The 26,424-nt window shown below is 45.1% G+C and carries 20 protein-coding genes and 4 pseudogenes; 16 read left to right on the plus strand and 8 right to left on the minus strand.

All coding sequences use genetic code 11. The features are described 5' to 3' along the window. The first annotated feature begins 7 nt into the window (after positions 1–7). The 3 genes and pseudogenes from SERAS12_RS01625 to SERAS12_RS26385 all read left to right on the plus strand — a co-directional run. Complete coding sequence (locus tag SERAS12_RS01625; RefSeq protein ID WP_013811195.1) at positions 8–1,414, plus strand: RES family NAD+ phosphorylase; 1,407 nt, start codon at positions 8–10, stop codon at positions 1,412–1,414. Between the two features lie 553 nt (positions 1,415–1,967). Further along, positions 1,968–2,252 (plus strand): hypothetical protein, encoded by a 285-nt coding sequence (locus SERAS12_RS01630; RefSeq protein WP_013811196.1) that lies wholly within the window; start codon positions 1,968–1,970, stop codon positions 2,250–2,252. A gap of 28 nt (positions 2,253–2,280) precedes the next feature. Then, positions 2,281–3,020, plus strand: a pseudogene (locus SERAS12_RS26385) (DUF4113 domain-containing protein); the annotation flags it as partial. 162 nt (positions 3,021–3,182) lie between these two features. Here the strand turns inward: SERAS12_RS26385 and SERAS12_RS01640 are convergent. Both SERAS12_RS01640 and SERAS12_RS01645 read right to left on the minus strand, forming a co-directional pair. Next, on the minus strand, positions 3,183–3,362 hold the full coding sequence (locus SERAS12_RS01640; protein ID WP_013811197.1) for a hypothetical protein: 180 nt from the start codon (positions 3,360–3,362) through the stop codon (positions 3,183–3,185). 458 nt (positions 3,363–3,820) lie between these two features. Continuing rightward, the gene (locus SERAS12_RS01645; protein WP_013811198.1) at positions 3,821–4,354 is read right to left on the minus strand and encodes a hypothetical protein; all 534 of its coding nucleotides are present in this window, start codon (positions 4,352–4,354) and stop codon (positions 3,821–3,823) included. 590 nt (positions 4,355–4,944) lie between these two features. Between SERAS12_RS01645 and SERAS12_RS25230 the strand changes: the two are divergent. The 3 genes and pseudogenes from SERAS12_RS25230 to SERAS12_RS01665 all read left to right on the plus strand — a co-directional run bounded on the left by SERAS12_RS25230 (position 4,945) and on the right by SERAS12_RS01665 (position 9,868). Then, positions 4,945–5,954: pseudogene (locus SERAS12_RS25230) on the plus strand (IS3 family transposase). Between the two features lie 928 nt (positions 5,955–6,882). Beyond that, a complete protein-coding gene (locus tag SERAS12_RS01660) occupies positions 6,883–7,920 on the plus strand; it encodes a hypothetical protein (RefSeq protein ID WP_239440973.1) in 1,038 nt (345 codons plus the stop codon). A 1,060-nt stretch (positions 7,921–8,980) separates the two neighbouring features. Beyond that, positions 8,981–9,868 (plus strand): integrase domain-containing protein, encoded by an 888-nt coding sequence (locus SERAS12_RS01665; protein ID WP_013811200.1) that lies wholly within the window; start codon positions 8,981–8,983, stop codon positions 9,866–9,868. A gap of 70 nt (positions 9,869–9,938) precedes the next feature. On the opposite strand, the gene SERAS12_RS01670 is transcribed toward SERAS12_RS01665, so the two are convergent. Beyond that, positions 9,939–11,279, minus strand: a complete 1,341-nt coding sequence (locus tag SERAS12_RS01670; RefSeq protein ID WP_013811201.1) for a HEPN/Toprim-associated domain-containing protein — start codon at positions 11,277–11,279, stop codon at positions 9,939–9,941. A gap of 443 nt (positions 11,280–11,722) precedes the next feature. On the opposite strand from SERAS12_RS01670, the gene SERAS12_RS01675 reads away from it, so the two are divergent. From SERAS12_RS01675 to SERAS12_RS01715, 9 genes and pseudogenes are all read left to right on the plus strand, one after another. Beyond that, on the plus strand, positions 11,723–12,142 hold the full coding sequence (locus SERAS12_RS01675) for a hypothetical protein (protein WP_013811202.1): 420 nt from the start codon (positions 11,723–11,725) through the stop codon (positions 12,140–12,142). A 105-nt stretch (positions 12,143–12,247) separates the two neighbouring features. Next, the gene (locus SERAS12_RS01680) at positions 12,248–12,628 is read left to right on the plus strand and encodes a hypothetical protein (RefSeq protein ID WP_013811203.1); all 381 of its coding nucleotides are present in this window, start codon (positions 12,248–12,250) and stop codon (positions 12,626–12,628) included. 88 nt (positions 12,629–12,716) lie between these two features. Continuing rightward, the gene (locus SERAS12_RS01685) at positions 12,717–13,076 is read left to right on the plus strand and encodes a hypothetical protein (RefSeq protein WP_013811204.1); all 360 of its coding nucleotides are present in this window, start codon (positions 12,717–12,719) and stop codon (positions 13,074–13,076) included. A 112-nt stretch (positions 13,077–13,188) separates the two neighbouring features. Next, entirely contained in the window at positions 13,189–13,791 is a 603-nt protein-coding gene (locus SERAS12_RS01690) for a DUF3085 domain-containing protein (RefSeq protein WP_013811205.1), read from the plus strand. Positions 13,792–13,864: 73 nt separating this feature from the next. After that, positions 13,865–14,872: an ArdC family protein gene (locus tag SERAS12_RS01695; protein WP_013811206.1), complete on the plus strand. Its 1,008-nt coding sequence runs from the start codon at positions 13,865–13,867 to the stop codon at positions 14,870–14,872. Positions 14,873–14,883: 11 nt separating this feature from the next. After that, entirely contained in the window at positions 14,884–15,147 is a 264-nt protein-coding gene (locus tag SERAS12_RS01700) for a TA system toxin CbtA family protein (protein ID WP_013811207.1), read from the plus strand. Between the two features lie 116 nt (positions 15,148–15,263). Further along, a pseudogene (locus tag SERAS12_RS01705) lies at positions 15,264–16,186 on the plus strand (DUF1281 domain-containing protein). Between the two features lie 347 nt (positions 16,187–16,533). Further along, positions 16,534–17,808: an HlyD family secretion protein gene (locus SERAS12_RS01710; protein WP_013811208.1), complete on the plus strand. Its 1,275-nt coding sequence runs from the start codon at positions 16,534–16,536 to the stop codon at positions 17,806–17,808. Beyond that, on the plus strand, positions 17,801–19,915 hold the full coding sequence (locus SERAS12_RS01715) for a peptidase domain-containing ABC transporter (protein WP_013811209.1): 2,115 nt from the start codon (positions 17,801–17,803) through the stop codon (positions 19,913–19,915). The genes SERAS12_RS01710 and SERAS12_RS01715 overlap by 8 nt, the downstream gene beginning before the upstream one ends. Positions 19,916–20,263: 348 nt before the next feature. On the opposite strand, the gene SERAS12_RS25235 is transcribed toward SERAS12_RS01715, so the two are convergent. The 5 genes from SERAS12_RS25235 to SERAS12_RS01740 form a co-directional block, all read right to left on the minus strand. Continuing rightward, a complete protein-coding gene (locus SERAS12_RS25235) occupies positions 20,264–20,620 on the minus strand; it encodes a hypothetical protein (RefSeq protein WP_013811210.1) in 357 nt (118 codons plus the stop codon). A 752-nt stretch (positions 20,621–21,372) separates the two neighbouring features. After that, on the minus strand, positions 21,373–23,085 hold the full coding sequence (locus tag SERAS12_RS01725; protein ID WP_013811211.1) for a hybrid sensor histidine kinase/response regulator: 1,713 nt from the start codon (positions 23,083–23,085) through the stop codon (positions 21,373–21,375). Continuing rightward, positions 23,082–23,585 (minus strand): hypothetical protein, encoded by a 504-nt coding sequence (locus tag SERAS12_RS01730; RefSeq protein WP_013811212.1) that lies wholly within the window; start codon positions 23,583–23,585, stop codon positions 23,082–23,084. Before SERAS12_RS01730 ends, SERAS12_RS01725 begins: the two co-directional genes overlap by 4 nt. Further along, positions 23,578–24,564, minus strand: a complete 987-nt coding sequence (locus SERAS12_RS01735; RefSeq protein ID WP_174270188.1) for a glycosyltransferase family 9 protein — start codon at positions 24,562–24,564, stop codon at positions 23,578–23,580. The genes SERAS12_RS01730 and SERAS12_RS01735 overlap by 8 nt, the downstream gene beginning before the upstream one ends. Positions 24,565–24,570: 6 nt before the next feature. Beyond that, positions 24,571–25,404 carry a helix-turn-helix domain-containing protein gene (locus SERAS12_RS01740; RefSeq protein ID WP_013811214.1) on the minus strand — a complete coding sequence of 278 codons (834 nt, stop codon included), beginning with the start codon at positions 25,402–25,404 and terminating at the stop codon, positions 24,571–24,573. A 669-nt stretch (positions 25,405–26,073) separates the two neighbouring features. On the opposite strand from SERAS12_RS01740, the pseudogene SERAS12_RS01745 reads away from it, so the two are divergent. Continuing rightward, positions 26,074–26,421, plus strand: a pseudogene (locus SERAS12_RS01745) (DNA helicase); the annotation flags it as partial. Positions 26,422–26,424 lie beyond the last annotated feature (3 nt).

The raw sequence follows: 26,424 nt of genomic DNA on the forward strand, positions 1-26,424 counted from the left end.
CGGGATTATGCTAGAAGACAAATTAATATGTTATCAATGCGTGCCGGATAAACATGTCAAGGCCAGAATCAAAAATGAAGGAAACCGTGAAAAAAATTGCAGCTATTGCCAAAAAAAGGTGAAAAATATCAGTGTCGAACAACTCGGCGAATGGATTGATACCATGTTTGATACTTATTATGAGCGGGGGGGGCATGATTATGCAGGCAATGCCAGGGGGGAAGAGGCACCATTTATAATAGAAGAAGAACTGGGTATCAATATTGATATCGCTGCCGATATTTATGAATCCATGCAGAGTAACCCGTTAATCGACAGCTATTATTATGATAATGAAGCAAAGTATGAAGACGACACCACATTTGTCCCCATCAAGACTATACGCGGTCATTATGATACCAAATGGGAAGAGATCACACGGTCGTTAAAGCACGAGTCTCGTTTCTTTAATAAGGAAGCGAAATCCTTTCTGGATGAATTGTTTAAAGACATTCACACCATGCGCACGGATGAAAGCGGATCGGCAATAAAATCCTATACGTCAGTCAACGTATTCTATCGTGCGCGGTCCTTTACAGAAATCAGTGAAGTTGAAAAGGCACTGTCTCAACCGGAACGCTACCTGGGGCCGCCGCCACCCGATAGCGCAAAATCCGGACGCATGAATGCCCTTGGAGTCCCTGTTTTTTATGGCGCTCTGTCACCTGAGACGGCCATGGCAGAGATCCGACCGGTGGTTGGCAGCTGGGTCATCGTTGCCCAATTTCGCCCCTTGCGTGATTTAAGAATACTTGATCTCTCCTCAATGAATTTTATCCTCCCTGCTGGAGTAAGTAAATTCGACCCGGAACATCTGCAGGTCAGGGAAAAAATTAGATTTTTAAAAACGTTAGCGCATAAACTCACGATCCCAGTGTTGAATAGCGCTAATGGCCATGAATACCTCATGACGCAAGCAGTTGCTGAATACCTTGGATTGTACGAAGGGTTTGACCTCGATGGCATAACGTTTAAATCGACACAGGTAAATAATGATGATGAAGATATTGATACAACCAACATTGTGTTATTCAATAAATCCGCAAAAGTAAAAAACTCAGACTTAGAGGATAAAAAACCGCAATATGCTGTTAACTTGTATGAATGTGAAGATGAAGATGATAATGGCGTTCCTTATTATGGATTTAACCCAAAAATCAGGAGGATAATAAAATCAACAAAAAACAACACCTTTCGCTCAAGACATATGGCGTCCAACGAATCAAAATTAGTGTTGGCACTGGATGTGGAAAGTATCATGATTAAACACCTAAAAGGTATCAAGTTTTCAGTAGATGATTATCAGGTAGAACTGGGAAGTAATACCGAGTCACGGCGTGATTATTCAGCAGATGATGATGAACAGGAATTCTGATTTCCCATGTGTGAGCCATGAACAAGCTGAACGAATAGTACGCGTTTTTGATTCACACGGGATAAAAGCCAGATGGACTTCTACATAATCGCACGTTACTGGCGCCACATAACGCAACCCTACATCAGCCAGGTGCGTGGTGTTAATTTGAAACGGTGAACCTTGCACCAATATAAGTCATTGATAAATTTAACATAATCAGGATTTTATGTATTTTTTTTAACATTTTCAATGAGTTATAAAATTAACTGCTGGCTCTAAATCCTCCCACGCCGCTGAAGCTATACTTTGGCCATGTCGGCACAAAATGATCACCTGCCTATGTGTGGCCGTTTTAGGGCTCCGTTTGGGAAACGGAAAATATTGTACGTAAAGGCTGTTTTTTAACCACTTAGGTGTGAAAAAACTGCTTTCTATAAGGCACTACTGATGGAACATAGTCCGGGCATGGATTACTGGCAAGAAACTATCTCACCTACTACTCTTAACAAGCCGGTTTTTATAAAGGTTATGCACTTTAACTATTTTTCGTCTGGTTTCTAAAGGGGGTTTTATGGAGCTACCATTTCTCTATAAAGGCGATGAAAATGTTTCTTGGAGCCTAAAAGAAGTTTCTGATTTAGTTAAAACATTAGAACAAAGCGGGGACTTAGAAGGGGTACTTACTGCGTCGACCGAGCAAAGAATCACTATAGAAATTCCTCCTGAAACAGTAAATTTTATTAAGACACACCTTTTCAGAGCCAAAGCCCATAAACGCTCCGAGGAAGCCCATGCTGTCATCGCCTCCGCTACACGAGGAAAGCGCTGTGGCGGCGTTGGCGGCGACCCTGTTTGACGGTTTGTAATAAACGAATTTGAGCTGATTGGCGCTGCTGCCGGTCAACGAAGTTTGGGGATGTGGGCGCCAGTTGACGAAAAAGCTGGCCACGATGGGGATCACGACCGCACTGTAGCTCGCCGACAGCAATCAGGCTTTGATAGGCTGGACGTTTGGTGTCGTACTCGAGCGCACAGTGCGCGAACTGAACGGCGTTCCGTGCATCTCGATCGAGGCGCTGCCGGCGAAGCAGCAAATCATCGTCAGCCGGTCGTTTGGTCAGTGCGTCACGCAGTTGCAAGACATGCACTAGGCGGTGTGCTAATACGTAGAGCGTGCCGCCGAGAAACTCCGCCGGGAGCGACAGTATTGCCGACACATTTCAGTATTTTTGCGAACCTGCCCGTTTGCCCCTCACGATCCCTATTACGCGAACAGCAACAGCATACGGCTCATGCTGGCCACGCAGGATACACGTGATGTCGTGTCAGCGGCCGTGAAAGCCCTCGAAGTAATCTGGCACGACAGGTATCGGTATCAGAAGGCAGGGTCATGCTGAACGATTTCTGTGACAAACTTGGCCAGAGCGATCTCTTCGACGAACATCCACCGCGCGCCGGTAGCGAACAATTGATGAAAGCCGTCGATGGCATAAACCACTCCGGGTTGGGAAAAATTTGGTTTGCCGGCCAGGGGATCAATAAAGCCTGGGCAATGCGTCGCGAACTGCTTTCCCCCTGCTACACAACACGTCTGCACGATATTCCAGTCGCTAGGTTGGCGTAACGGTGGAGGTAACCATAAAAGGTGGCAATTTAGGAAACGGAAAAGGTTTGTACTTTATTTAGGGGGCATTTTCCCAATCAGCCCCCTAAATACCATCACTAACCTGCAGGTCACTGACAACCCTGTTTCTGAGACTCCCTTTGTGTAGCCTTTTGTCTATCGCTATCCTCTGAAGGTGGGACGCACCAAATCCATCACATACTGGTAATGTGTGAGTGGATGGCGGGCAAGACGCAGGCCCGCTAACCAGGCTTCGTCAGCCAGCTTTTCCGCCTCTTGCGGGGTTTGTTGCTGTGGTTCCCTGGCATACCAGAGTCTGCGGATCTCATCTTCTTTGTTCATCACTGATTACCTCTTTATGTGTGGTTAAGGGGCTACTGTGCTGTCACTACGAGCTAAAAACCCCCCCCTAACTGTCGTACCACGGTATCAACCCTGCCGATTAATTCGGTAGCTGCAGGATAAATTCGCCTGCTGGTATCCGGGGTTCTCGATGGACGAACAAAGTGACGGGAAGATATCAGCGATGGCTGCATAGCTCACACTGCCCCACGGTTTTTCATGCTCTCAAACATGAGCAATTATCGAATACCCTGAATATACGCCGCAGTCAGGAAATCAGAAAACTGCTGTGGGGATTGCAACAGCAAAAAATAGTCAAACTGACACATAAGCGTCGAATCATTGCCATTATCGGGCCGGACTTCATTCGCCTGTGAACTGAAGACTCATGGATTCCAATTCAGATCGGATAGAGAATAGGTAATGGGCGGGGCTAAAGAAGGCCCGCCCATTATTATTTAGCTTGCGTTCGAATCCGCTCCAGCTTCGTCATTAGCGGCTCTCTTGAGAAGCTCAAAAACACCCTCTTCCCCATACTCTTTGACCAGACGGCCAAGCTCTTTTTGCGCCTGGCTTTCCTTCTTACGACAGGCACTTTCATGACGTTCTTTGAGAACGGATTCCGGCTCAGCTTTCAACCGTTCCTGATCTTCATGGGTGATGAAGAACAATGATTGTTTTGTTCGGTTTCCCACATCCGATTCAGTTTCAACACGTCGGCTGGAAATGGGGAATGAGTGTATCTTTTCTAAAGCATGGATCACTGCAGAGGCACGCTTCACACCATAATCAGCAGGGATTGTATAGCCCGACGTAGTGATCGACTTGTCATCTAAAAGAGCAGCAAGCACACATGCCTGTGTACGATTGAGTGTCTGGACGGTTTCCAATAACGATGGATATCCTTCGAAGAAGGATACTAATTTGATACGAGCCATCTCAGGTGCGTAGTCGTCGGTGACTTTGCGTTGATTAAAATCTTTTTCTGTCATAGTGGTTTACTCAAATCTAGAGCTGATAAACCCAATGCAGAGCTGTAAATAAGATTTGCAAGAATGCAAAATCTTCTGGAAATCTACGACAATTAGCCGTAATCTTCCGCCACGGCTTGACCAGATTTGCGAAATTTGGTTGGGCCGCTTCAGTCTCTGCACTGGAGCATGAGCAGCTATCGGGCGGTCCTGAGAAACCATATATGCCTGATAGCTGCTTTTTCGTTTCTGGAATCCATGATCACCAGAACCTCAATATTACCATGTCCCTCTGAAACACACATCTAAATTCTTTCAAACAAGTACACTTTATGCGCTCAGTGTTCACCAGAGCGATTATCTGGGGTTTTATCGGTATTTTTGATGTGTGGCTTGCTTAACAACATTGATCGCTTATGGGGCGTTGTGGTGGGGTTTTGTGGCATGTTTAAAAAAACAGGTGTTAAATTTACAGGTGTAGATACTTAACGAATCTCACCGAGATAAGGAAGCTGAACGACCAGTGGTCATTGCTCTCCCCCTGGAAAGCAGTGCCAAGCTAAACTGGAGTATCCGGTCTTTTTTCCACTTTAACGGGAGGCATATCTGCCATGAAAAAGACCCGCTATACCGAAGAACAGATCGCTTTTGCGCTGAAACAAGCCGAAACCGGCACCCGCGTTGGGGGAATCTGCAAAAGATGGGGATTTCTGAGGTCACTCTTTATAACTGGAAGAAGAAATTTGCCGGTCTGGGCGTGACGGAACTGCGTCGTCTGCGGCAGTTGGAGGATGAAAATCAGCGGCTGAAGAAGTTGGTCGCTGATCTGAGTTTGGATAAGGAGATGCTGCAGGAAGTACTGAAGCAAAAGTTCTGAGGCCGGCTCAGAAGCGCCAGGTGGTACATTTCCTGCTGGAAGTTTACCGTATCAGTGTCCGGCGGGGATGCGGGCTGCTGATGCAGAGCAGAACTGTTTTATCACTGGCAGAGTCGGCGTGACGATCGGGCAATAACCCTGCGCATCAGGGAGATAGCAGAAACCCGGATACGCTACGGTTGTCCACATACTCATATCCAGTTACGCCAGGAGGGTTGGCTTGTTAACCACAAGAAAACCCAGACGCATGTCGATCAGTGCTGGAGTATGGATTTTGTGTCGGATAATCTGTTTAACGGGCGGCGTTTCCGGGCGCTGACTGTAGTGGATAATTTTAGTCGGGAATGTCTGGCGATCCATGCCGGAAAATCGCTGAAAGGCAAGGATGTGGTCAGAGTAATGGAAGCACTTCGGGTGCTGGATAACCGCCTGCCGGCGCGTATTCAGACGGATAACGGCAACGAGTTTATTTCGAAAAGTCTGGATAAATGGGCGTATGAGCACGGTGTTACGATGGACTTCTCTCGTCCCGGAAAACCAGCAGATAACCCATTTATTGAGTCAGTTAACGGCAGTCTGCGGGACGAATGCCTGAACATTCACTGGTTTTTTTCACTGGGAGATGCACAGGGTAAACTCGACAACTGGCGTAGAGAATACAATCATGAGAGAACGCATTCATCATTAAATGACATGACTCCGGCTGAATTTATCCGAAGTCTCCAGAAAGACGAAGATCTCTGATTTAGCACTGCACTGATTTTGGGGCAGGGTCAATGCAGGTGACAGCCGTTATTAAAGAGTGTATGGGTAAAGGGCATCGATAGCACGGTTCAGCCGCACTGTTCTGATAAATTTTCCCTATCCGTTCATCATGCTATATGCTATATGCTATATGCTATATGCTATATGCTATATGCTATATGCTATATGCTATATGCTATATGCTATATGCTATATGCTATATGCTATATGCTATATGCTATATGCTATATGCTATATGCTATATGCTATATGCGCACGCGCAGAACGGGCTACAGAGAAGCTAATTACCTGTAAAAGTATCAACGTTTTTGTCAGCACAAGTTCGTTTGCGGAAAATGAAGCATTCTATAAGAACTAGGCAACAACGGAACTGACAGTGCCAACCCAGGATACTAGAGACAGTATTCGCGCGATCATTAAGGTATTGGATACTGTATTTATTCCAGTGCATGGTTATCACGGAGTTGATGTCATATTGAACGACTTCCGTAGAGGACGTGTATCATAATTTACTCTATTCGATAATTATCAACTCTAGAAAAATAGCGAAAAATTGATGAATTTGGTAATCGCCGAAAAATCGGTGTATTCGTAGGCTTACTGGTTTCAGGTTTGGCTCACTATTTCCTCCGAGTTCCTCTTTGTTATTTTGCTACCATAGCTCAAATGGCAAGCAATCGCTAGATATTATGCCAGCTTGCCAATGGGGTGTTTTTACTATATTAATGTGCTTTCAATATTATGTGGTGATGTCTTTATATATTAATGGTTAATTACATAAGGTGCTTTAGATGAATGTTGAATTTGACGAAGGCATCATTTTTTAGATATTGTGGCTATTCCTTTTCAATGTTCTACTTACGGATGGTTTTCAATGTATATTAGAGTAAGACGAATAAATCCCCCCATGTCTATTTTTCTCTATCATGCTTTGTTTTTCTTGCTTTCTATAGCTTTCCTTTTCCCATCGGATCATTTGGCTGTGCCAATATTTATAATGCTTATTGGGTTATTGGTTATTTCAGCGATAATCACCCCAAAGATATGGGTAATTAAAAGGAGTAGAGTTGATACTCGTAATGGAAGCCGGGAACTAAGAGGGAGTCGATACGAGCATTCAATTGCATGGATGTTGTTTGGGTCAGTATCTATGTTTGCTTTCATTTTTATTACGGAGTTTATTAGTTCTGTTGATTATGGTACTGTTTTTATCATTGCTTCTTTTTTTTCAATATTCATATCTAGCTATTACTACTTGTCAAATTCAGAAGGGAGTGTTGGGAAAGGTAATAAAATGACAGCCTGGGCTATTAGAGTGGTTTCAATTATTAGTTCTTTTATAATATTGTCTTGGTCGAAGGTGGCAGCAATGGGGTATATGGATTTAACATATAATGATGCATCATCTCGGATGATAATATATGCATATTCCATTATGATATTATTAATTACTGCCATCCCTATTTCTGGGTTCATATATATGTTTGTATCGCTTTATGAAACCAAGGTTATAGAGCGAGTGTATAAAAATGGGAGTAAAACTAAAAAAATTAACTTGAAATACAATTCATTGCCAATTGCTATTCCTTTAATTATGATAACCACGGCATTTTTAATGTGTTATGGTAAACACCATAACGTGGTAGATGCATATATTGTTCGTAAATCCATTGAGTTAGACTCTGCGGAGGGGTTCTGGTGTGGGGGAGGATATAAAACGCTTGGGACTAATGTAGATGCTCGATTTATTAAGCTGTCAGAAAAAGATTATCGCGCATTTATATTTAAAGGGAATAATATCAGCTCATATCGTTTGTCATGTTTGAGTACATATCCCTACTATGAAATGAAGTTTGTTCTAATTAAGGCCAGTGACATAAGGATGCAAATGAAAGCTGATGAGATTAATAATGATTTAAAGATTGTTACTAACACGAAAGGCTAAAATATTAGCCATCATACCCAGAGACAAGTAAACCAGTGAACTCGGTAGCAAATAAGCTCCCAACGAATAGTAGTGGCCTACGAGTGAGAGGACACCCTATGAGGGGGGGATGTGGGGAATGGTAATTGACTGTGAGCAAGATGATCGCTTAAGCTAATTTCGTTGTACTGTCGTTTTCGGACGACCATCCAATGTCTCAGCACTCTGTGAGAGGCGCCTTCGGGTGAGTGCCATCCAATGTTTCATGTGACCTGTGAGAAACGCCTTCGGGTGGTCACAATATCCTCGTAGCCTGAAAGAGGATGCCCATGTGGCGGTACCTCCGTTTACCCTTTGAGAACGGAGATCACGACAGTGATGAAGGTTCATTAGCGACTCAACCGCGCCAGTCCTGGTACGGTTCTTTTCACCAATAACGTATGTATTACGTCTTTCAGCTATAAAGCTCGCCAAGGCGAGGTTTTACGCTTCAACGCTTTGATTCTTTTATATTTTATGACGTATTGCTGACGATGCGACTTTTGAACGCACATATAAGGCCATTTGGTACATTTGGCCGCTTACGTGAGTCTCATTAGGAGCAGAGGAGCGCGCGTCACTTGTGAAGTGGCGTAGACACTACCAAGTGACGCGCGTAGCGCATAACGTCTCAAACCACGCACGACGTGGCTTTCAACGTTTTACTACCTTCTGACCAACACGTAGTCCGTGTCAGCACGGTTTTAAACACTCATTCACTTCAACGTAATTACAACGGAAAACACCGTTTTGAACGTTTCACTATCTAAAAGGAGGAAATCGACTCGGTATCGATGGCGACACTACGAACAGTAGTGTGTGGAGGCAGACTGACTAACGTCAGGCCGGCGAAAGCCGCGAACAGGTCAGAGACCTGGGGAGCCTCGAAATAACTCAACATTTCGCCGCCCCGATGCACAGATACCAGTCGAGACGCAGGAAGCGCAAAAGTAACCGTGTCGTCGGGGTTGAAATTACTGGGGTACAGATCCGTCTGCTTTGTGGAAAGCAGAGGGTTGTGTATCTCGTGGGAGGAGAAATTATGTCAAAGCTCAGCAAGCAGCTGGTTACTCTCGCCCGCCAGGGACGGGGGAGTTTTAAAACCGTTGCTGACCGTTCGAGAATAGCGGAACGTTTTTCTGAACGTCTTGCGAAATTAAATATCCAGATCCGTGACGTTAAACATGTTAAGACGTCCCATATTGAAAAGTATATTAATAGTCGTAAGGCTGAAAACATATCAATACGCACGCTCCAAAATGAAATGGCATCGGTCCGTTCGATCATGTCAGCAGCGGGGCGGAATAAACTCGCTGACCCTTCGCATGATAAGTTGAGTAATCAGGCGTTAGGTATATCAGGAGCAAGCCGTGACGGGACAAAAACACCACTCCCCGATGATAAGTTATCGGTAATTGTTAGCCATGTTTTTAAAAAGGACGAAGGGGTAGCAATCGGCGTGCAATTATCTCGTTATTTGGGGCTGAGAACGGAGGAGACGGTTCAGTCGGCCAAATCGCTAAAAACCTGGAAGCAAGCTATTTTAAATGGTAACGATAGGGTGAAGGTGGTTTTCGGGACAAAAGGTGGTCGCCCTCGAGATACAACAGTTTTTAACCGTGAGAAAGTTTTATCTGTTTTGGATAAGGCGATAAAACATTGCGATTCACATAACGGTAAGTTGATTGATAAGCCTTCACTACATACGGCGATAGAGAGATACAGAAATATCGTTCGAGAGGCTGGTATGACCGGTAAGGATGCACCTCATAGTTTACGTTATGCTTATGCCAGGGATGCAGTTACTCATCACGTTAATAATGGCATGAGTCGAGATGAGGCAAATGCATTGGTTTCTATGGATTTAGGACATGGCGACGGTCGTGGGCGATATATCAAACAAGTTTATTTTAAAAACGATATTGATTGAGTAGTGTAAAACGGTCGCAGCTCTCACAGGGCTGCGACCTTTAAAATACGTGAAAAAAATTGCAGTTAGGTTATCTTGTTATGTATTTTTTTATTGATTCTATTCGTATTTCTCCTGAAATCTTATTGCATTCATTTAATATGTGTTCAAGTAATAATTTTAACTTACTTATGTCATAATTGTCTTTTTTTAATTTTTCCATTGGGGTTTTGATGAACTTTTTTGCATAGTATTCTTTATCCTGGAGGGAACCTTGGTATGTTGATGTTTCTTTTTTAAAGTTTGTCCATCTCACGAATGGGGGCTTGTTGTTTTTATAATCTAAATCTAGAAAGCATTCAATCGCAACGGCTTGTTTATTTATATTCATCAAGTGATTCCCGTTGGGGCCTTCGGTAGGAAAAAACTGAAAGTTACAGAGGTCGGGAAGGAGCAGGCATTTCATGTTTTTCGGAGTATTCATTTTTTCTATTTTTTTGAATGCATCGACACCTTCACTATCATTATCCAGCAAAAACATGATCCGATTTTGGATGTCTATTTTAACCAGTCCTTCGGCGAACTTGTATAATCCTCCTGTACCAGGGAAAGGATGACCGTTTTCTACGTCAATAAAACTAAAGAAATCAGCGACGTTGGGTTTTAGCATTTTTAGCGCTTTTTTTAATATGGCTGAGTCTGATGTTCCCTCAGTTGCAATGAGAAAGATGTCCTCTCGCTTGGCTGATATGTTAATTTCTTGTATTTTCACCCATCCACTGTCTACGATTAAACCATAGTCCCATTCAACATATTCGTTGCTATTATTAGGATTGGTGCATAGTAATCTTAATGCTGAATAAGGGTGTAGGAAACTTAATGAATCAATAAAAGCTTCTTTCATCGATGAAGACTCTATTGATGATGTATCAAAATATGGGATTTTTATAAGTCCGTTTATAATGCCTCCGCTTTCTTCTATTGTGTCATTTCCCGAAATTGCACCTAAAAAATCGGATGCTGTAACAAGGCTTTCGCTGTTGGGGGTATCCTTGTTGCTTAACTCTCGGAGACTGTGTCTTTTTATAAACTCAATAAGCTCATCAAAACTAAATGGTTTAGATGATTCGGTGGCGGTATTTAGCCAACCTTCTAGTTCTATTTGTATAATTTTTTCATATTCCTCGCGAATGGTTTCTAGACTGAATCCGAGTAAATCAAGCCTATCAGTCAGCGCTCCCAGTGATCTTCTAAGGCCAGTCCTCATTAGTTTGTTTGATTGGGTAGCTTCAGAGCCTTCCATTTCTTCTTCATATTCCGGTTGGACAAAATGATCTTCTACCTGGAAAAGTGTACCGTGATCAGACCCAAGACTGTTTTTACTCCAATCAATAGTTATATCTGATACACGTAAAGATACTACTGTACCCACTGTATCTCCTTATTAAATCTTTGGTTGTAAAGTATATTTTAGAGCAACGTGTAAGAGGGGGCAGACTTAGAGTATATATCAGAGCTTCAGGGTTGACATACCCCTTGTTTGATTCGAAAATGAACAGGCTTACTTGTTGTCTTCGGACAACCAGCTAATGCTTCAGCACTCTGTGAGAAGCGCCTTCGGGTGAGTGCCAACCAAAGTTTCAGTGGTCTGTGAGAAACGCCTTCGGGTGACTACAAATAGTCTCGTAGCCTGCAAGAGGCAGCCCATGTGGCGGTAACTCCGTTTAGCCTTTGAGAACGGGGATCACTTAACGGTGATGAAGGTTCCTTCAGCATTTCACTTCCGGGTACATTCCCAATCCCTGCAATTATCCTGGCGGAAGACTCATCCTGTCAGGGTTGGTGTTTTTCGTCTTCTTATTCAGGACGGACACCATGAACAGAACGAACCTTCTCTGTGTCGTTATTTCATTTGTGAAACACCAAACTGAACAGCTTCTTCCCCACGCGAGTGTCGGAGTAAGCTTGACCAGACTGGAAGAGGATGCATTGCTTTTGCAACGCATTCTTGTCGACCTCGATCAAGTGGCTCGGAATATCCAGAGTATGCGGAGTTCTGAGGATAAACTGGCTATCGATCGAACTGTGTTCTGGGCAGCACATGCGTTGGGGCACCGTCAATTTTATATCCGTGTGAATCAGCGGCTCCTGCGAATGGGTTTGCGGCAAGCGATTAAGCTGGGCAACCAACTCGACCCGGAACTGTGGCAATGTGGTTGGCAAAGTGGTTATGACGATGCTTACGGCAATGACATAGAAGCCAGGGTAGATCTGGAGCAAAGCAGTATTTGTTGAACCCACACCTTTAACCATCGTCTGATTGCGCTTTCAGCAATCAGTTCCCCAGGGAAATACCTTTCCCCTGGGATTGGTGTTTCCCTTTTTTACAGGAGAAACACCATGTCTGTACTTTCACAATGGCCTTATCAGCCAGAACTCCAACTCATAGACCGTCTGCGCGCGTTTTGGCACCGAATACAACGGAGCCAGCCGGGTGCGGAGGACCTCATTGATACCGAGTGGTTCACCAACGAAACAGGCAATGTCAGCTGTAAAGCCGTTATTTACCCAATGACTTCCGGCGGCTGGGGAGCGACTGTCGTTTCGCGTAACGGTTATCACAAGGGGGATTTTTCCTACGACTATAAATGCTTTACGACCCTCTTCCCCTCTCAGGTCGCAGCGCTGCGTGCAGCTGAACAGCTTGCAAAGCAGTTTGTCTGTCTGCGTCATCGTTACTATTACGGTGTAAAACACCTGGTATGCGCGCCGGCGGCGTAAGCGATAGGCAGTAACACACCCTGACGGGGATTTATTCCCGTTCGGGGATAGATCCCCCTTCATTATTTCCGGAGGATTTATCGTGAACATGAACGTAGCCTTTTTAACAACAGCGCCTCAGTCACTTACTCAGGATTTGTGCGATCTGGCGAACCTGGAAGGGCATTTGTTGGCCGTACGCGCGCTGATGCGTCTCGATACGGGTAATGAAAAGGGCGAGGGGGAAGCCTACTCGCTTAACCAATGTGGGATAGCTAATGCCGCCTACCGTTTTGGTTTTGCCTGGTATGGGGGACGTTTCGACCGTTCAGCCTGCGAGCCGCTTATCAACGCATTGCACACACTCGGGACCGATCTCGATCCGGCAGTATGGAAACGCTGCTTTGATGAAGGGTGTAATGACGCAGAGATTGAACAAGAGCAAGTGAACCTGATCACCCCTATGTAGTACGCACTGTCGGTCTTGTTGCGCCAACAGAACTTCGACGATTTAACCGATTTTCCCTGGAGGGGCTTCCCCCTCCCGGGGAAGTCCGTCTCCAGAACACAGGAGACTTACCATGTTGCATTTTGACCCTGCAGAATTGCGCGCTGTTGTCGCTGAAATCCGTGCCAATCAGTGTGCGCTGGTGTTGGCCAAAGACGACGGCGTTTATCTGATGCCGGCTGTGGGTGAGCGAGACGCCACAGGGCGTATTAAACACCTGGCGTATGCCGACGGATGCCATCCCCAAAAGGATGATGCCTGGTATGAGACGTCCCGGCAGCTTGTCGGCGACGATGACTTTGGCGAGGAACTGGCGCTGACCGATAGTTGTATCGAACGAATACTGTCGCAAGGGCATGAACTCTGGATACATCTGTTACCCGAGACGGTCTATATGCACGTCGCTGCGGTTAACTGGGTTGGTGTCGCCGACTTCCGTTGTATGACCGCCCGCATGCTGCAGCTGGCCGAGGTCCATTACTCGGTCTGTGTCAGCCAGGATGAGTTTAAAAGCTGGCGTGAGCGGGCCATCAACCTGCTGGCCACGGCCTGCCATACCGATTGCAAGCGGGCAAAGCCCGCCGATCGGGAAGACTATCTGGCCATGTTCGAACGGCTGAAACAGCGTGTTGACTCCGTTAACCCGAAAGGGGCGCTGCGTTACCCCGCTTTCTAACCATTTTTCTGTCCCCTGGGGCGTATTCTTCGCCACCGGGGGAGGAATGCACCTTTTTTACGAGGAGCACTCCATGAAAAAAACATCATCACGTCGGCCGGCAAAAGCCCGTCGAGAACGTCCCGACTTATATCAGCAGGTGACGGACAAAATCATTGCCGCCATCGAGACGGGAACCTTGCCCTGGCGCAAACCCTGGCGGACCGACAAGGCCCGCAGCGCGTCGACGGCCATCATGCCGCAGAACGGCACGACCGGTTACCACTACAGTGGCGTGAATGTGCTGCTGTTGTGGATGGCCGCGGACGAAAGGGGCTTTCACTCCAATCGCTGGCTCACCTACAAGCAGGCGGAAGCCGTCGGTGGCCATGTGCGTGCTGGCGAAACCGCGACCCTGGCCGTGGTATTCAAACCCTGGGACAAGCAGGTGGAGGATGCTGACGGCCGGCAGCTGTTTGACGAAGAGGGGAACCCGCTGAAAATGCGAATACCCATGCTGAAGCCGTTGTACCTGTTTAACGTTGCCCAGTGCGACAACCTCCCGGAAACCGTTGTTGGCACTACGCCGGCAGAGGAGCCGGAAGAGGATGGGGCGTTGGTCGATGCGAAAACGCAGGCTCAGGTCAGTGCCCTCGTGGACGCCTGTGGTGTTCGGTTCGAGCAGGTTTACCAGGACAGGGCATTTTACTCCCCGATCCGTGACCAGATTGTCTTGCCGCAGGTTCAGCAATTTCGTACCGAGGCGGATTACTGGTCGACGTTATTGCATGAACTGGTGCACAGCACCGGTCATGCAACACGGCTCAACCGGGAGGGGATCACGTCTTCCTCCCGGGCGTTCGGTGACCCGGTATACGCGTTCGAAGAACTGGTGGCGGAGCTGGGCAGTGCCTTTATGTGCGCACAGCTTGGCGTCTTTGGCGACGTTCAGCACGACAGCTACCTCGAGCATTGGCTCAGGGTATTACGTGAGGATAAGCGCGCGCTGTTTCGGGCGGCCAAACAGGCCCGTGAGGCTTCAGAGTTTCTGCTGAAGCCCCTGGTGGTACCGGTGATAACAGATCCTGCCGTTGCGGCATGAGGAGTCAGGTGATGACGATTGAACAGTGCTATTGGCAGACCATTGCCGGCAGGCTACTGGCCAAATACTTTGGTCTGACGTTAAACGATACTGATCTGTGTGAAACAGAGTGCGTGATGGCTTTGCAGGAAGTGGGTGTGCGGCCGTTTGAGGCTATCAACAACCTGGTGGATAAATACCACCTGGTACGCCTGGGCTCCCATCCATTTACCCCATCATCGCCCTATCTGCGCCAGGAGGAAGAACTGGGCGTGATCGGTGAGCATGAACTCTAACGGCAGGGCAGTACCCTTGTCCTGACCATCATGATGTAACACCTAACCCATTGGGGGAGACTTTCCCTCAATGGGGGATGTCTCTCCTTTTTTCTTGAAAGAAGAGGAGGACTACCATGTCTAACTGGTGCAAAAACCGTTTAGTTGTTACCGGCCAATCCGTGTTTGTCGACGAGCTGCAGCAGTGGGTGAATGGCCATGTCGTGCCTGACTACCGCCATGCCATCCAGCAAAGCTGCAGGATGTTCCTGGCAGGCTGTGCCGGCATATTGAAGCCGGCCACGGTAAAACCGGGCGTTTATGTCCCTTATCCGGGGTTGCTGGCCCATCCGGGGGTTACCTCGGCACAGAACCTGGCTTTTGAACAATGGTTCGGTTTACTGAAAGCTGATGTGCCGTTGACAGGGGAGAATATTCGATTAGTCGAACGTCTCTACCGTCAGTCCGGTATCGATGCCGTTAAATGGGAGAACATCCCGGTCGTGGCGAAAGAACGGATTGCTGATGTGCTTGTCCGGCAATATGCAGACTGGTTCGGACTCGTTGGTTTGGGGCCGGATATCGATGTTGGTAACTGCTGGGAGCGTCTGGGTACTATGCCCGAGTACACCGCCCCGTGCGATATGTTGATATTAATCCCAACGCGGCTGGCGACAGAACTGAATGGGGCAGGCAGCTTGTTGCGTGACATTCCGACAACCGCTGAGCTTTACGGTCGGCAGTACGGTGTCGAATGGCCCTCTGGTCACAGTGTTGGGTGTGTGCGAGACGGTATCAACACATTGACTGTGCACTTTGACTCCCATGGTACCCGCCTGCCGGCGAGGTTATCGGGATACTGTCTGAGCAATTCAGTTGCCAGGTGGAACATTCCTGGAATATGGCTGATGCGCAACGCAGTGGTTACGATCGCTACGATCGCGGCGAGCATGTCGACGGCGGACGAATAGCGGCTGAGGTCGAGGTTGGTGAGGTGATCCACCTGGCCTACGCCGACAAGGATTCTGTGCCGTTGTCACCCAATTCAGCAGTTGGCTAATCACCGAGTTTTGTTATTGCATTAACCTATGGCCACCGATGTTCGGTGGCTTTTTTTAGAGTTATGTACTTTTCTCCCTAAATGGTATCGATCCGATCGCACAATCCGGGCTGAGTTCCTTTCACGTGAATAATTATTTGGCGTAACTATTTATCATTAGTGGCACATCAATAAAACAAATATAATAAACATACTAATATTAATTAGTAGTGATAATTAAAATTAAGCTTTGAATTTATTTATCTGGCGGATCAAAGAAAATCCGTCTAAATTAACCCCCTTCTGGATTGATTGTTTGATTATATTCATGTCCTAAAAAGCATAATTTTCATATATGGAGGCAGAAATTGTTTCGCCGGGAAGCGATAGAAAGTCAGAGGTCAAGGTGGCGTGGCCGCGCTATTTTATTACCAGGCATCCCTGTATGGCTCGTTACTGGATTTTGCATATCATTTATCATCGCCTTTTTGGTGTTTGTGATTGCTGGTACTTATACGAGACGCATCAATGTAACGGGAGAGATAACCACATACCCTAGAGCAGCAAGCGTGTATTCAAGCGTACAGGGTGTGGTCGTCAGGCGATTTGTCAATGAAGGGCAGATAATCAAAATCGGCGATTCTATTTATCAGATTGACGTCAGCAAAAGCACTCGTAGTGGCGTAGTCAGTGATAATCAGCGAAAGGACATTGAAGATCAACTAGGACGAATTTCAGATATCATATCACGTTTACAGAGTAGCAAGAAAAACACGCTCGCTATGCTGACAAACCAAAGAGAACAGTACACTTCCGCTTTTAAACGTTCGTCAGAGATTATCAAACGAGCCGAAGAAGGCATTCGTATAATGAAAGAGAACATGGAGAATTATAGGCATTATCAGATCAAGGGGCTAATTAACAAAGATCAACTAACCAATCAGGTGGCATTATATTATCAACAGCAAAATAATATGCTGGGGTTAAGCGGGCAAAATGAGCAAAACTCTTTGCAAATCACTACGTTGGAAAGTCAAATGCAAACCCAAGCCGCTGAATTTGACAATCAGATTTATCAGATGGAGTTGCAGCGTTACGAACTGCAAAAGGAATTGATCAATATCGATGCCGGTGGAGAAATCATCGTTAAAGCATTATCCGCCGGTCGTGTTGATTCACTGAGCGTTACTGTCGGACAAATGGTGAATGTCGGCGACAGTCTGCTGCAGGTGATTCCGCAAAAGATAGACCACTACAACCTGGTGATTTGGGTTCCCAATGACGCGCTCCCCTACATCACCGCTGGCGACCGGGTTAACGTACGCTATGAAGCCTTTCCGGCGGAGAAGTTCGGGCAGTTTGCCGGCAGCGTCTCAATCATCTCCAAGGCACCTGCTTCGCCACAGGAAATGCTGACTTACCAGGGGGCTCCGAAAAGCGCACTGACCACCGCCGTTCCGTACTACAAGGTGATCGTCCGGCCAGAAAAACAGACCATTATGTATGGCGATAAACGCCTGAGCCTGGAAAACGGCATGAAAGCGCAGAGCACGCTGTTTCTTGAGAAAAGGAAAATCTATCAATGGATGTTGTCACCGTTCTACGACATGAAACACAGCGCAACGGGGCCAGTAAATGAGTAAAGCGCCCTTTAAAAGTTTGCTCAGCCAATTGGATATACGGCTGCGTCATCGTGTACCTCTGGTCCATCAAACCGAATCCTCCGAGTGCGGTCTGGCCTGCCTGGCGATGGTCTGCGGCCACTATGGCAAGAATATCGATCTGATTGCGCTGCGCCAGCAGTTTAACCTGTCGGCGCGTGGCACCACGCTGTCTGGTCTGAGCGGTATTGCCGAGCAATTGGGATTGGCCTCACGCCCTCTGTCACTCGATATAGACGAGCTTGGTGCGCTAAAAATGCCGTGCATATTACACTGGGAGTTCAACCATTTTGTGGTGTTGGTGAGCGTCAGGCGTAACAGTGTCGTGCTGCATGATCCGGCGCAGGGGCGTCGTACCCTGAGTCTGGCTGAGGTGTCGCAAAGTTTCACCGGGGTAGCCCTTGAAGCCTGGCCCGGCAGCGCTTTCGAGGCATATACTGTGAGCAACCGGCTCAGTCTTGGCTCGCTGATGAGAAGCGTGCACGGTCTCAAAGGGACACTCGGCAAGATCTTTTGTCTGTCATTGGTGATAGAAACCATCAACCTGGTGATGCCGGTCGGTACGCAACTGGTGATGGATCATGCGATCCCTGCCGGGGACCGAGGTCTGCTTACTTTGATCTGCGCAGGGTTGCTATTCTTCATCCTGCTGAGGGCGGCAGTCAGCATGGTGCGTGCCTGGTCCTCATTGGTCATGGCAACTCTCATCAACGTACAGTGGCAATCTGGGCTTTTCAATCATCTGTTGCGACTACCATTGGGCTATTTTGAACGGCGCAAACTGGGTGATATCCAGTCGCGTTTCGGCTCGCTGGATGCACTGCGCAGCACCTTCACCGCTAGTATCGTCGGTGCCATCATGGACAGTATCATGGTGATCGGTGTGCTGATTATGATGATTCTGTACGGTGGTTGGTTGACCTGGATCGTGATGGCCTTCACCACCTTATATGTATTACTGCGTCTGCTGACCTATGGTTATTACCGGCAACTGTCTGAGGAGTCGTTAGTCAGAAGTGCCCGGGCTGGCTCGTATTTCATGGAGACACTGTATGGCATAGCCACCGTCAAAATACAGGGAATGTCGGAACGACGCAGTGCTCACTGGCTCAACCTCGAAATCGATACTATCAATACTGGTATCCGGGTGACCAGGATGGACATGCTGTTTGGCGGCATCAACACCTTTGTCGCGGCCTGCGACCAGGTCGCTATCCTGTGGCTGGGTACCAGCCTGGTGATCGACAACCAGATGACCATAGGTATGTTTGTGGCATTTGGCGCCTTCAGGGGACAGTTCTCCGACCGTATCAGCTCGTTGACCGACTTTTTGTTGCAGCTACGTATGATGAGCCTGCATAACGAACGTATTGCTGATATCGCCCTACAGCCGCGGGAGAATCGCAAACCTGACCTTCCTTATGAGGCTAGGCTACAGCCGATTGAGTTGACAACCCGCGCCTTGAGCTATCGCTATGACAGCCAGTCTCCAGCCATTTTCAGTGAACTGGACATTACCATCCTGCCGGGAGAAAGCGTGGCTATCGTAGGACCCTCCGGAGCGGGTAAGACCACACTGATGAAGGTACTGTGTGGGCTTTTTACGCCAGACAACGGAAGGGTTGAGATGAATGGTATCGATATACAACAACTGGGGGTCAACAACTACCACAAGATGATTGCCTGTGTGATGCAGGATGACAAATTGTTCTCCGGTTCAATCCGGGAAAATATTTGCGGCTTCGTGGATGAGGTGGATGAAGACTGGTTGCAGGAATGCGCTCGGGCCAGTTATTTGCATGAGGTCATCATGCGCATGCCGATGGGGTATGAAACGCTGATCGGCGAACTGGGTGAGGGGCTGTCCGGCGGCCAAAAACAGCGACTGTACATCGCCAGAGCTATTTACAAAAAACCGGGGCTGTTGTTCATGGATGAGGCGACCAGTGCGTTGGATAAGGAAAGCGAGGAGGTAGTGAATCAGGCGATCAAAGGGCTTAGTATTACGCGGGTCATCATTGCACACCGTGAAACTACGATAGCATCGGCAGACCGCGTGATTTATCTGAATCATCTGGGGCAAGGCTGAGTGATTATTAGTCATAGAAAACGGTTACGATATATTTATATGCAAATCCGCCCCAAAAGGGGCGGATTGTTAAGTTGTATAGTCTTTAATTCGATGGTTTCCGAAAAAACAACTTAATCAAAAAATATAAGAATCTTACTATACACACGGAGGAGCTAATAGAAACCAATAATACGGAAATGCCACTCGGTGCTGGATACCATGTTGAAAACCCCACTCCAGCCCCGCTTAGCAAGGAGAAAGATAGAAATATACCGATAACTACCGATATTAGTTTCAACGCTTTGTCATTCATGTAATCACCAGGAAATGGAGAGAGGTTTTTTTAATTTTTTTCAGCGTGTATTTTTACCAGGAGCAACTTCCGCCAGAACTTGTCCCGCATTTATTTCCGCCTCTACCCATTCCCACGTTGCCGCCACCTTTGGCACCATCTTTAAAACATCCCCCGGTAACTGCACCACCAACCAATCCCATAGCCGCACCAGGTAATCCAGCAAATGCCCCCATTGCTGCACCCACCGTCATTCCATTGATACAGTCTTCCGAGGTGTTTTTGGCGTAGTAATTACCTGAACCACCATTGTTACCGTTACCGGATTGACTTCCCCCGTTACTTCTACCGCCATTGTCGGAACGATCGCCGCCATTGTTACCCCGACCACCAGATACATACTCTAACAATGAAGAATCAATCACTTTCATAAACAACTCCTTCTGTTGATGTAATCAATACAATTATAAAGTGTAAAGCTGTGTAAGGCTATGTAAAGCCGTTAAATAATTAACTTATTCCGACTTCATTAGCAAGCGTTATTATTAATGAGTTTAAAAACAGGCTTAAAACTCAAGTTAAGTCATATGGTAAAGTAATAGTTGCATAATTAATTATAATTATGGAAAATTAATCGTGGTCTTATTATCAATCTTATATATTAAATAATATTAAAAATATTCTTGTGTTATTGTGCACGCAATCTGCACGTCAGCCTGTATGCGGAACGGCTGGCTGAAGCCAACAATATTTTGGCGGTTTCCCGTTTAGAACCCTTAGATATCGATCATCAAAAGTTATGAGAGTGCTGACGTCGAGCGTCTAGTATACTACCTGCCCTAGTACGAATAGCACTGAACGCAGTATCGGTGCCATGATGATTGCGGCGGTAGTGGAGATTCAGGAGATGGGGGTACGATCCTTCACCACATATGCTGCCTCTTGTGTGACATATATGTGGTGGTTATGTCGATGGTGTATACCCAGCTGTCATCACTTGGCATACCAGGTGGAATAGTATTGGGGACCGCATTGGAAAATGAACGTCGATTGGTGATGTATACACCGTGCATTGCTTGGATAAATGGCCTCTTTGAATACAACAGTATAATTCAGATAATTGACCCAAACCGCCCTATATTTTTGGCGGTTATACTGAGGTCATATAAATATACTGTGCATTCTATATAATAGAATCGCTAGAAATCACTGACTCTATGGATTTTTTAATATCATTTAACCTTACGGGCTTCGTTAAAATATCCACACCTTTGATTGGACTTTTACTGGTATATGCGCTAATAAATATAAATGGTGTGTTTTTGTTTGGACCGTTGTTCTCTTTGACCTCTCTATATAGGTCATCACCAGTAATGATAGGCATTTGCAGATCACTCAAAACAAGGTCAAACGATTTCCGATATAGTTTCTCCAATGCTCTCTCTGGAGACGTTGTATACTCAACTGAAAAGTCATGCTGAAGAATTGACACTAAGGACTCGCATGCCATTTCATTATCATCGATAATTAATATACTGATACCCTTCGCTGAAAAAGGTTTGTCATCGACATCGGTGATCATTTCAATCTCTGCAGGTGTTGATAGCTCAATGGGTAATGAAACGGTAAACACAGTTCCTTTACCAACGTCACTTTTCACATCAATAGTCCCTTTCATGGCTTTAACAACACCATGGACGATAGCCAACCCCATCCCAAAACCGGGTACTTTGTTGTCGTTTCCGACACGTATAAACGGAGAAAAAATGGTGTCTATTTTATCTTTCGGGATACCCTGACCCGTATCTTCGACCTTAATGACCAGTTTAGACTTTTCATGTACAATCGCATTTACCTGCACGTTACCATTCGCTGTATATTTAATGGCATTGGTAACAATGTTTTCAATGATCTGCATAACCCTGGATGGATCGCTTTTTATATACGTATCAGAAATTTTTCCTAAATTAACGGCAACATTACCCTTTTTCAATATTGAAATGCTTTGCTCAACGGTATCTTGCACAATCTTACGTAAGTTGAATGATGCTATTTTTATTTCGACATTACCATTGTCCACTTTGGCAAATTCAGCAAGGTCCTTCATTTGACGTTCCATTTTCATGGCAGCATTTTCCAAACGTTCAAAGTGATTGAATGCAGTACCATCTTTTTTCTGGGTAATCACCTCTACCGAGGAGATTATTGCCTGGAGCGAAGTTCTTAATTCGTGACCCAACACCCCAAGAAAAGCGTTTTTATTGTTAAAGGATTTTTTTTCTGACTCTAACTGGTTATTAATGGATTTCACTTGTCGATATGAAATAAAAAGCATCAACAAAAACAGGAAGTACAGCGTAGCAATTGGGAACTTCATAGAGTTCCCTTTATCTATGTAGTCCTGCTGAATAATATTTCTTTGTCTGACCTCAGCATGGTCAGAAATAACCACAAGATATTTATTGTCTTGTCCTATTAATTCTATGTTTTTAAGAATGAGCGAGTAATTTGGATTCTCTTTGTTTAATTCTTTATCGATATTTTCCAAGCTGGTGTTTATATTTTCAACTGTATTCGCATATCCAGCCTCTTCATATAGGTATCTGGTTGATACACTTTTATGAAGCAGTACATTAGAGCTCGAGAAAAGGAGGTCTAGTTCTGTTTGTAATTCCTCTTTATCATTGCTCCCCAATCGTAATTGACGCTCAATTTTCGCGTTAAATCCTGCCAGCCTGATCGTGAATTTGGCTATTGCCCACGCATAGTTTTCTTGTGGGCCTGCTGAATTCATATTATGGCTTGTGGAGAAATATTGCTCATACATCCACACAAAACCGCCAGTTAGGATCAAAAAACCAGCGACGTACTGAATCAGGATCCGTTTTAGTTTCATTTCTCAATTACCGTCATACTATTTACTTGCCAGATGTGGCGAGCTTGATATATTGGGCTGTTGAGCTTATCGTAAAATTTATCTAATGGGTAAATTACGAAGTATGGGCCGAAGTCTCGAACCTTCAAAGGATTTCCGTCCCTTTTGTTTGCAAGTAGAATATCAAATTGCTCTACATCAGATAATGGTATATCAACCCAATAGTCATTCAATGCTCTCATTCTTAACGTTTTACCATGGGCGCCAACCAGGCTTAATAAATCCTTAAATTTCACCCCTTCGAAATCCACAACCTTCCCTGGTTCAGTCCAAGATGTTGTTGTTTTTATATGGGATTTTTTCAGTTTATTAAAATCATCCATGGTTAACAAATATCCGCCACCATGATTTTGATTGGTTATTTCACCATCTATATAGAGATCCCCAACCTTTGCAAAAGAAGGGGTTGAGAATAATAAAGTAAGTATAAATAAAATGAACAGTGATTTTAACTTACGCATAGTAAACCTCAAATTCCTTACATATTGAATTAACTAAAGTGATATCTTCACTATTATGTATTCCTTCTGTCATATCATTTCCGATGTAAACAGACTCGCAATTATTATAGTATAGACTACGAAACTCGGGTTTAACTGTTGTAAAAATACAGGTGGTAGGTATGTTAAAACCTGCACCAATATGCAAGGCTGCTGAATCACATGTATAGAGGTATTTCGCATTTTTTATTATGGACGCGAAACAAGCAGTGCTTTTTGATAATTCAGTAATGTTTGTGTAATTTTTATGATAAACATCACTAAATCCAAGGACTTTAACCTTAAACTTATCACTTAAGTTAGATATTATTCTCTTGTGATACTGTTGGGGTATGCTTCTTATTTTTGTGCTTGCGTGAGGGCAGAAGAGAATATATTCACCCAGATTGACATCATCAAGAGTGGAGTTTTTTAGCCATGAATTACTTTTGAACTCAACTGGAATAAAACTACGTTCTAGACCAAGGTTTCTTATAAAGAAATCGTGCATCTCCCATTTATTAAAATCTTCCCAATACAGTTGATTCCCAATGTCTATTATTAGTTCGGATTCCGCGACTTTGGAGATGTCAAATGGCATGAAATGAATTTCATTTATTATATTGTTAGTTAGTGTGTAAATTTCATTAACATAGTTAGGGCAGTTTTCTGGACGAATGACTTTAATGACGATGTTGGGGTTTATGTTTTTTATAGCATGCAGTGCAGATATACCGACTACAGAATCACCCAGTGTTACGCCTAATCCATTGATGACAGTAAGGCTTTTTACTTTTGAGTAGTCAACGGAAATTTTATTGATTGAGTTATTATGAACAATAGAATTACTCAATGGAGATATATCACCACCGGGTTGTTCTTTACTTATTCCATAGGGTGACACAATGTATCTCCCATCAAGTAAGAGGCTGCCCGTATAGGTTAATAAACTATTATCCATAATAATTCACTTGGGAAAATGCTTATCAACCAGTGACTTTATAACACTGGCTTTTATCGGTTTTTCATGAGGGCCAGTGATATCATAATCATTTATTGCACTTGCAATTTCTCTATCGACAATCCCAGATAATTGTCCGGTAAGCACCAGGATCATGGCATTTTTATTCTCTGATTTTCTTATTTCTTTTATTGTGTTAAAAACGGTTCTCGCCCCAACAACCCAATCCAGTATATAGGCGTCATAAGGACTGTGCTTCAGGCTCACTTCTAATGATTCAATGTTATAGAATGGGTCTACAACATATTCATCATTACCAATGATTTCCTGAAGACTATCTACTATGTTCTTGTCGTCATCAAGAATTGCAATTCGGTGTTTTTTTACATTTTGTTTTTGAGGATATAGCTGAATCATTTCAATATTACGCTTTGACTCAAATAATACGTCATCTTTTATATCATCAGTACGGAATACAACCCATTCGTCGTTGATTTTTAAAGCTGAGTACTCCGTTGGGCCATTGGAATTGATATCTGTTAAATATATTTTGCATTTAACATTTGTCTTTCCATCGTTCCAGATGGCGCTATGTACTTCATTTACTGAATAGCTATATATGTCGAAGAAGTCGCTCATTTTCATACCGATAGAGTCAATCACTCTAATCAGTTGCGATACTTCCCAGTTAGAGGCTCCAGTCAGCTTCTTTTGTGCCGCAGCTGTTGTGATATCCAATACACGGCTGGTGTGGCTGATATGCTTTTGCTTTGGAATACCTCTCATCGCCAAAGCTTTGGCAATGACTTCCCCCAGGGCAGTTTTATTGTTGATTTCCATCTCCCACCTTTGGCCAAATTCGGTTTAAAAAACAGTCATTATTTTACACTCAAAGTTGTGTTTTTCAATGAAAAGAGCGGCTTATGATATCGTTTGGCGATCAAGCAAATCGCAAAAGTATTAATTTTATTGACATGATGTCATTTTAGTTGATAAAAAGAGGCCGGAGTGTGGAGGCCAGAGGGGACGAGCTCAAGCTTCTGAGCGTTATGCTTATTTTCTTTCAGATGAGCATAACGCTCAGGTGATACCAGCGCGCACAACACCAGAGGAAGTTCCAACTCAGAGTTGGGAGGGGGCGCCTGACGATGAGTAGGGATGCGCATAACACTGAGGGTGGACTTTTCACACTTGAACGAATTCTTGTGAATCGTCTAAACACCCCGCAATAAATTCACCTGAGTTTTGTTGTTCTTGGCACCAGGGAAAACTGATAAAAATCATAATCAAATAACAGAATTTTGGCTTTGGGCTTGCCTTTGAAACTATCGGCATTACCCATTGCATTTACATGAATAGACGCCAGCAATGCCAGATTGATAACTACCTATCAACCTGAAAACGGCTGACTACGGGAAACTTTCTCTTCTGGAAAAAGGTTTTCCTGTGGTGCTTGTCGTATTGACCTGCGCAGCATAAGCGCCGGTCAAGTTTTGCGGAGTGCTGCTGATGTCTTATTGTTATACACCTGAACAGGCTGCCATCATCGGTTGGTCTGGAAGCAAACTGGTAGTTAAGGCTTTTGCCGGCTCCGGAGAAACGTCCAAATTGGTGCGGTTCGCGTTAGCGAATTCAGACAGCAGAATGCTCTATCTTGCCTATAACTGGGCCGTCAGGGACGAAGCAGAGCAAAAACTCCCCTTCAATGTGGAATGTCAAACCTCCCATCAACTGGCCTGGCCCAACTTCGGCCGCTATTATCAACAACGGATCACTGACGTTGCCCGTCAACTCAATACGCGTTACTCGCCTCTGGCTCGTATTGTCATTATGACCTTCAATGCCTTTCTCTACAGTGCT

The sequence above is a fragment of the Serratia sp. AS12 genome, from assembly GCF_000214195.1.
Classification (GTDB): Bacteria; Pseudomonadota; Gammaproteobacteria; order Enterobacterales; family Enterobacteriaceae; genus Serratia; species Serratia plymuthica.

Bases quoted from the DNA above. Each gene is read 5' to 3' on its own strand.
- SERAS12_RS01625 (WP_013811195.1), top strand. From the start codon at position 8: ATGCTAGAAGACAAATTAATATGTTATCAATGCGTGCCGGATAAACAT.
- SERAS12_RS01630 (WP_013811196.1), top strand. From the start codon at position 1,968: ATGGAGCTACCATTTCTCTATAAAGGCGATGAAAATGTTTCTTGGAGC.
- SERAS12_RS01640 (WP_013811197.1), bottom strand. From the start codon at position 3,362: ATGAACAAAGAAGATGAGATCCGCAGACTCTGGTATGCCAGGGAACCA.
- SERAS12_RS01645 (WP_013811198.1), bottom strand. From the start codon at position 4,354: ATGACAGAAAAAGATTTTAATCAACGCAAAGTCACCGACGACTACGCA.
- SERAS12_RS01660 (WP_239440973.1), top strand. From the start codon at position 6,883: ATGTCTATTTTTCTCTATCATGCTTTGTTTTTCTTGCTTTCTATAGCT.
- SERAS12_RS01665 (WP_013811200.1), top strand. From the start codon at position 8,981: ATGTCAAAGCTCAGCAAGCAGCTGGTTACTCTCGCCCGCCAGGGACGG.
- SERAS12_RS01675 (WP_013811202.1), top strand. From the start codon at position 11,723: ATGAACAGAACGAACCTTCTCTGTGTCGTTATTTCATTTGTGAAACAC.
- SERAS12_RS01680 (WP_013811203.1), top strand. From the start codon at position 12,248: ATGTCTGTACTTTCACAATGGCCTTATCAGCCAGAACTCCAACTCATA.
- SERAS12_RS01685 (WP_013811204.1), top strand. From the start codon at position 12,717: ATGAACGTAGCCTTTTTAACAACAGCGCCTCAGTCACTTACTCAGGAT.
- SERAS12_RS01690 (WP_013811205.1), top strand. From the start codon at position 13,189: ATGTTGCATTTTGACCCTGCAGAATTGCGCGCTGTTGTCGCTGAAATC.
- SERAS12_RS01695 (WP_013811206.1), top strand. From the start codon at position 13,865: ATGAAAAAAACATCATCACGTCGGCCGGCAAAAGCCCGTCGAGAACGT.
- SERAS12_RS01700 (WP_013811207.1), top strand. From the start codon at position 14,884: ATGACGATTGAACAGTGCTATTGGCAGACCATTGCCGGCAGGCTACTG.
- SERAS12_RS01715 (WP_013811209.1), top strand. From the start codon at position 17,801: ATGAGTAAAGCGCCCTTTAAAAGTTTGCTCAGCCAATTGGATATACGG.
- SERAS12_RS25235 (WP_013811210.1), bottom strand. From the start codon at position 20,620: ATGAAAGTGATTGATTCTTCATTGTTAGAGTATGTATCTGGTGGTCGG.
- SERAS12_RS01725 (WP_013811211.1), bottom strand. From the start codon at position 23,085: ATGAAACTAAAACGGATCCTGATTCAGTACGTCGCTGGTTTTTTGATC.
- SERAS12_RS01730 (WP_013811212.1), bottom strand. From the start codon at position 23,585: ATGCGTAAGTTAAAATCACTGTTCATTTTATTTATACTTACTTTATTA.
- SERAS12_RS01735 (WP_174270188.1), bottom strand. From the start codon at position 24,564: ATGGATAATAGTTTATTAACCTATACGGGCAGCCTCTTACTTGATGGG.
- SERAS12_RS01740 (WP_013811214.1), bottom strand. From the start codon at position 25,404: ATGGAAATCAACAATAAAACTGCCCTGGGGGAAGTCATTGCCAAAGCT.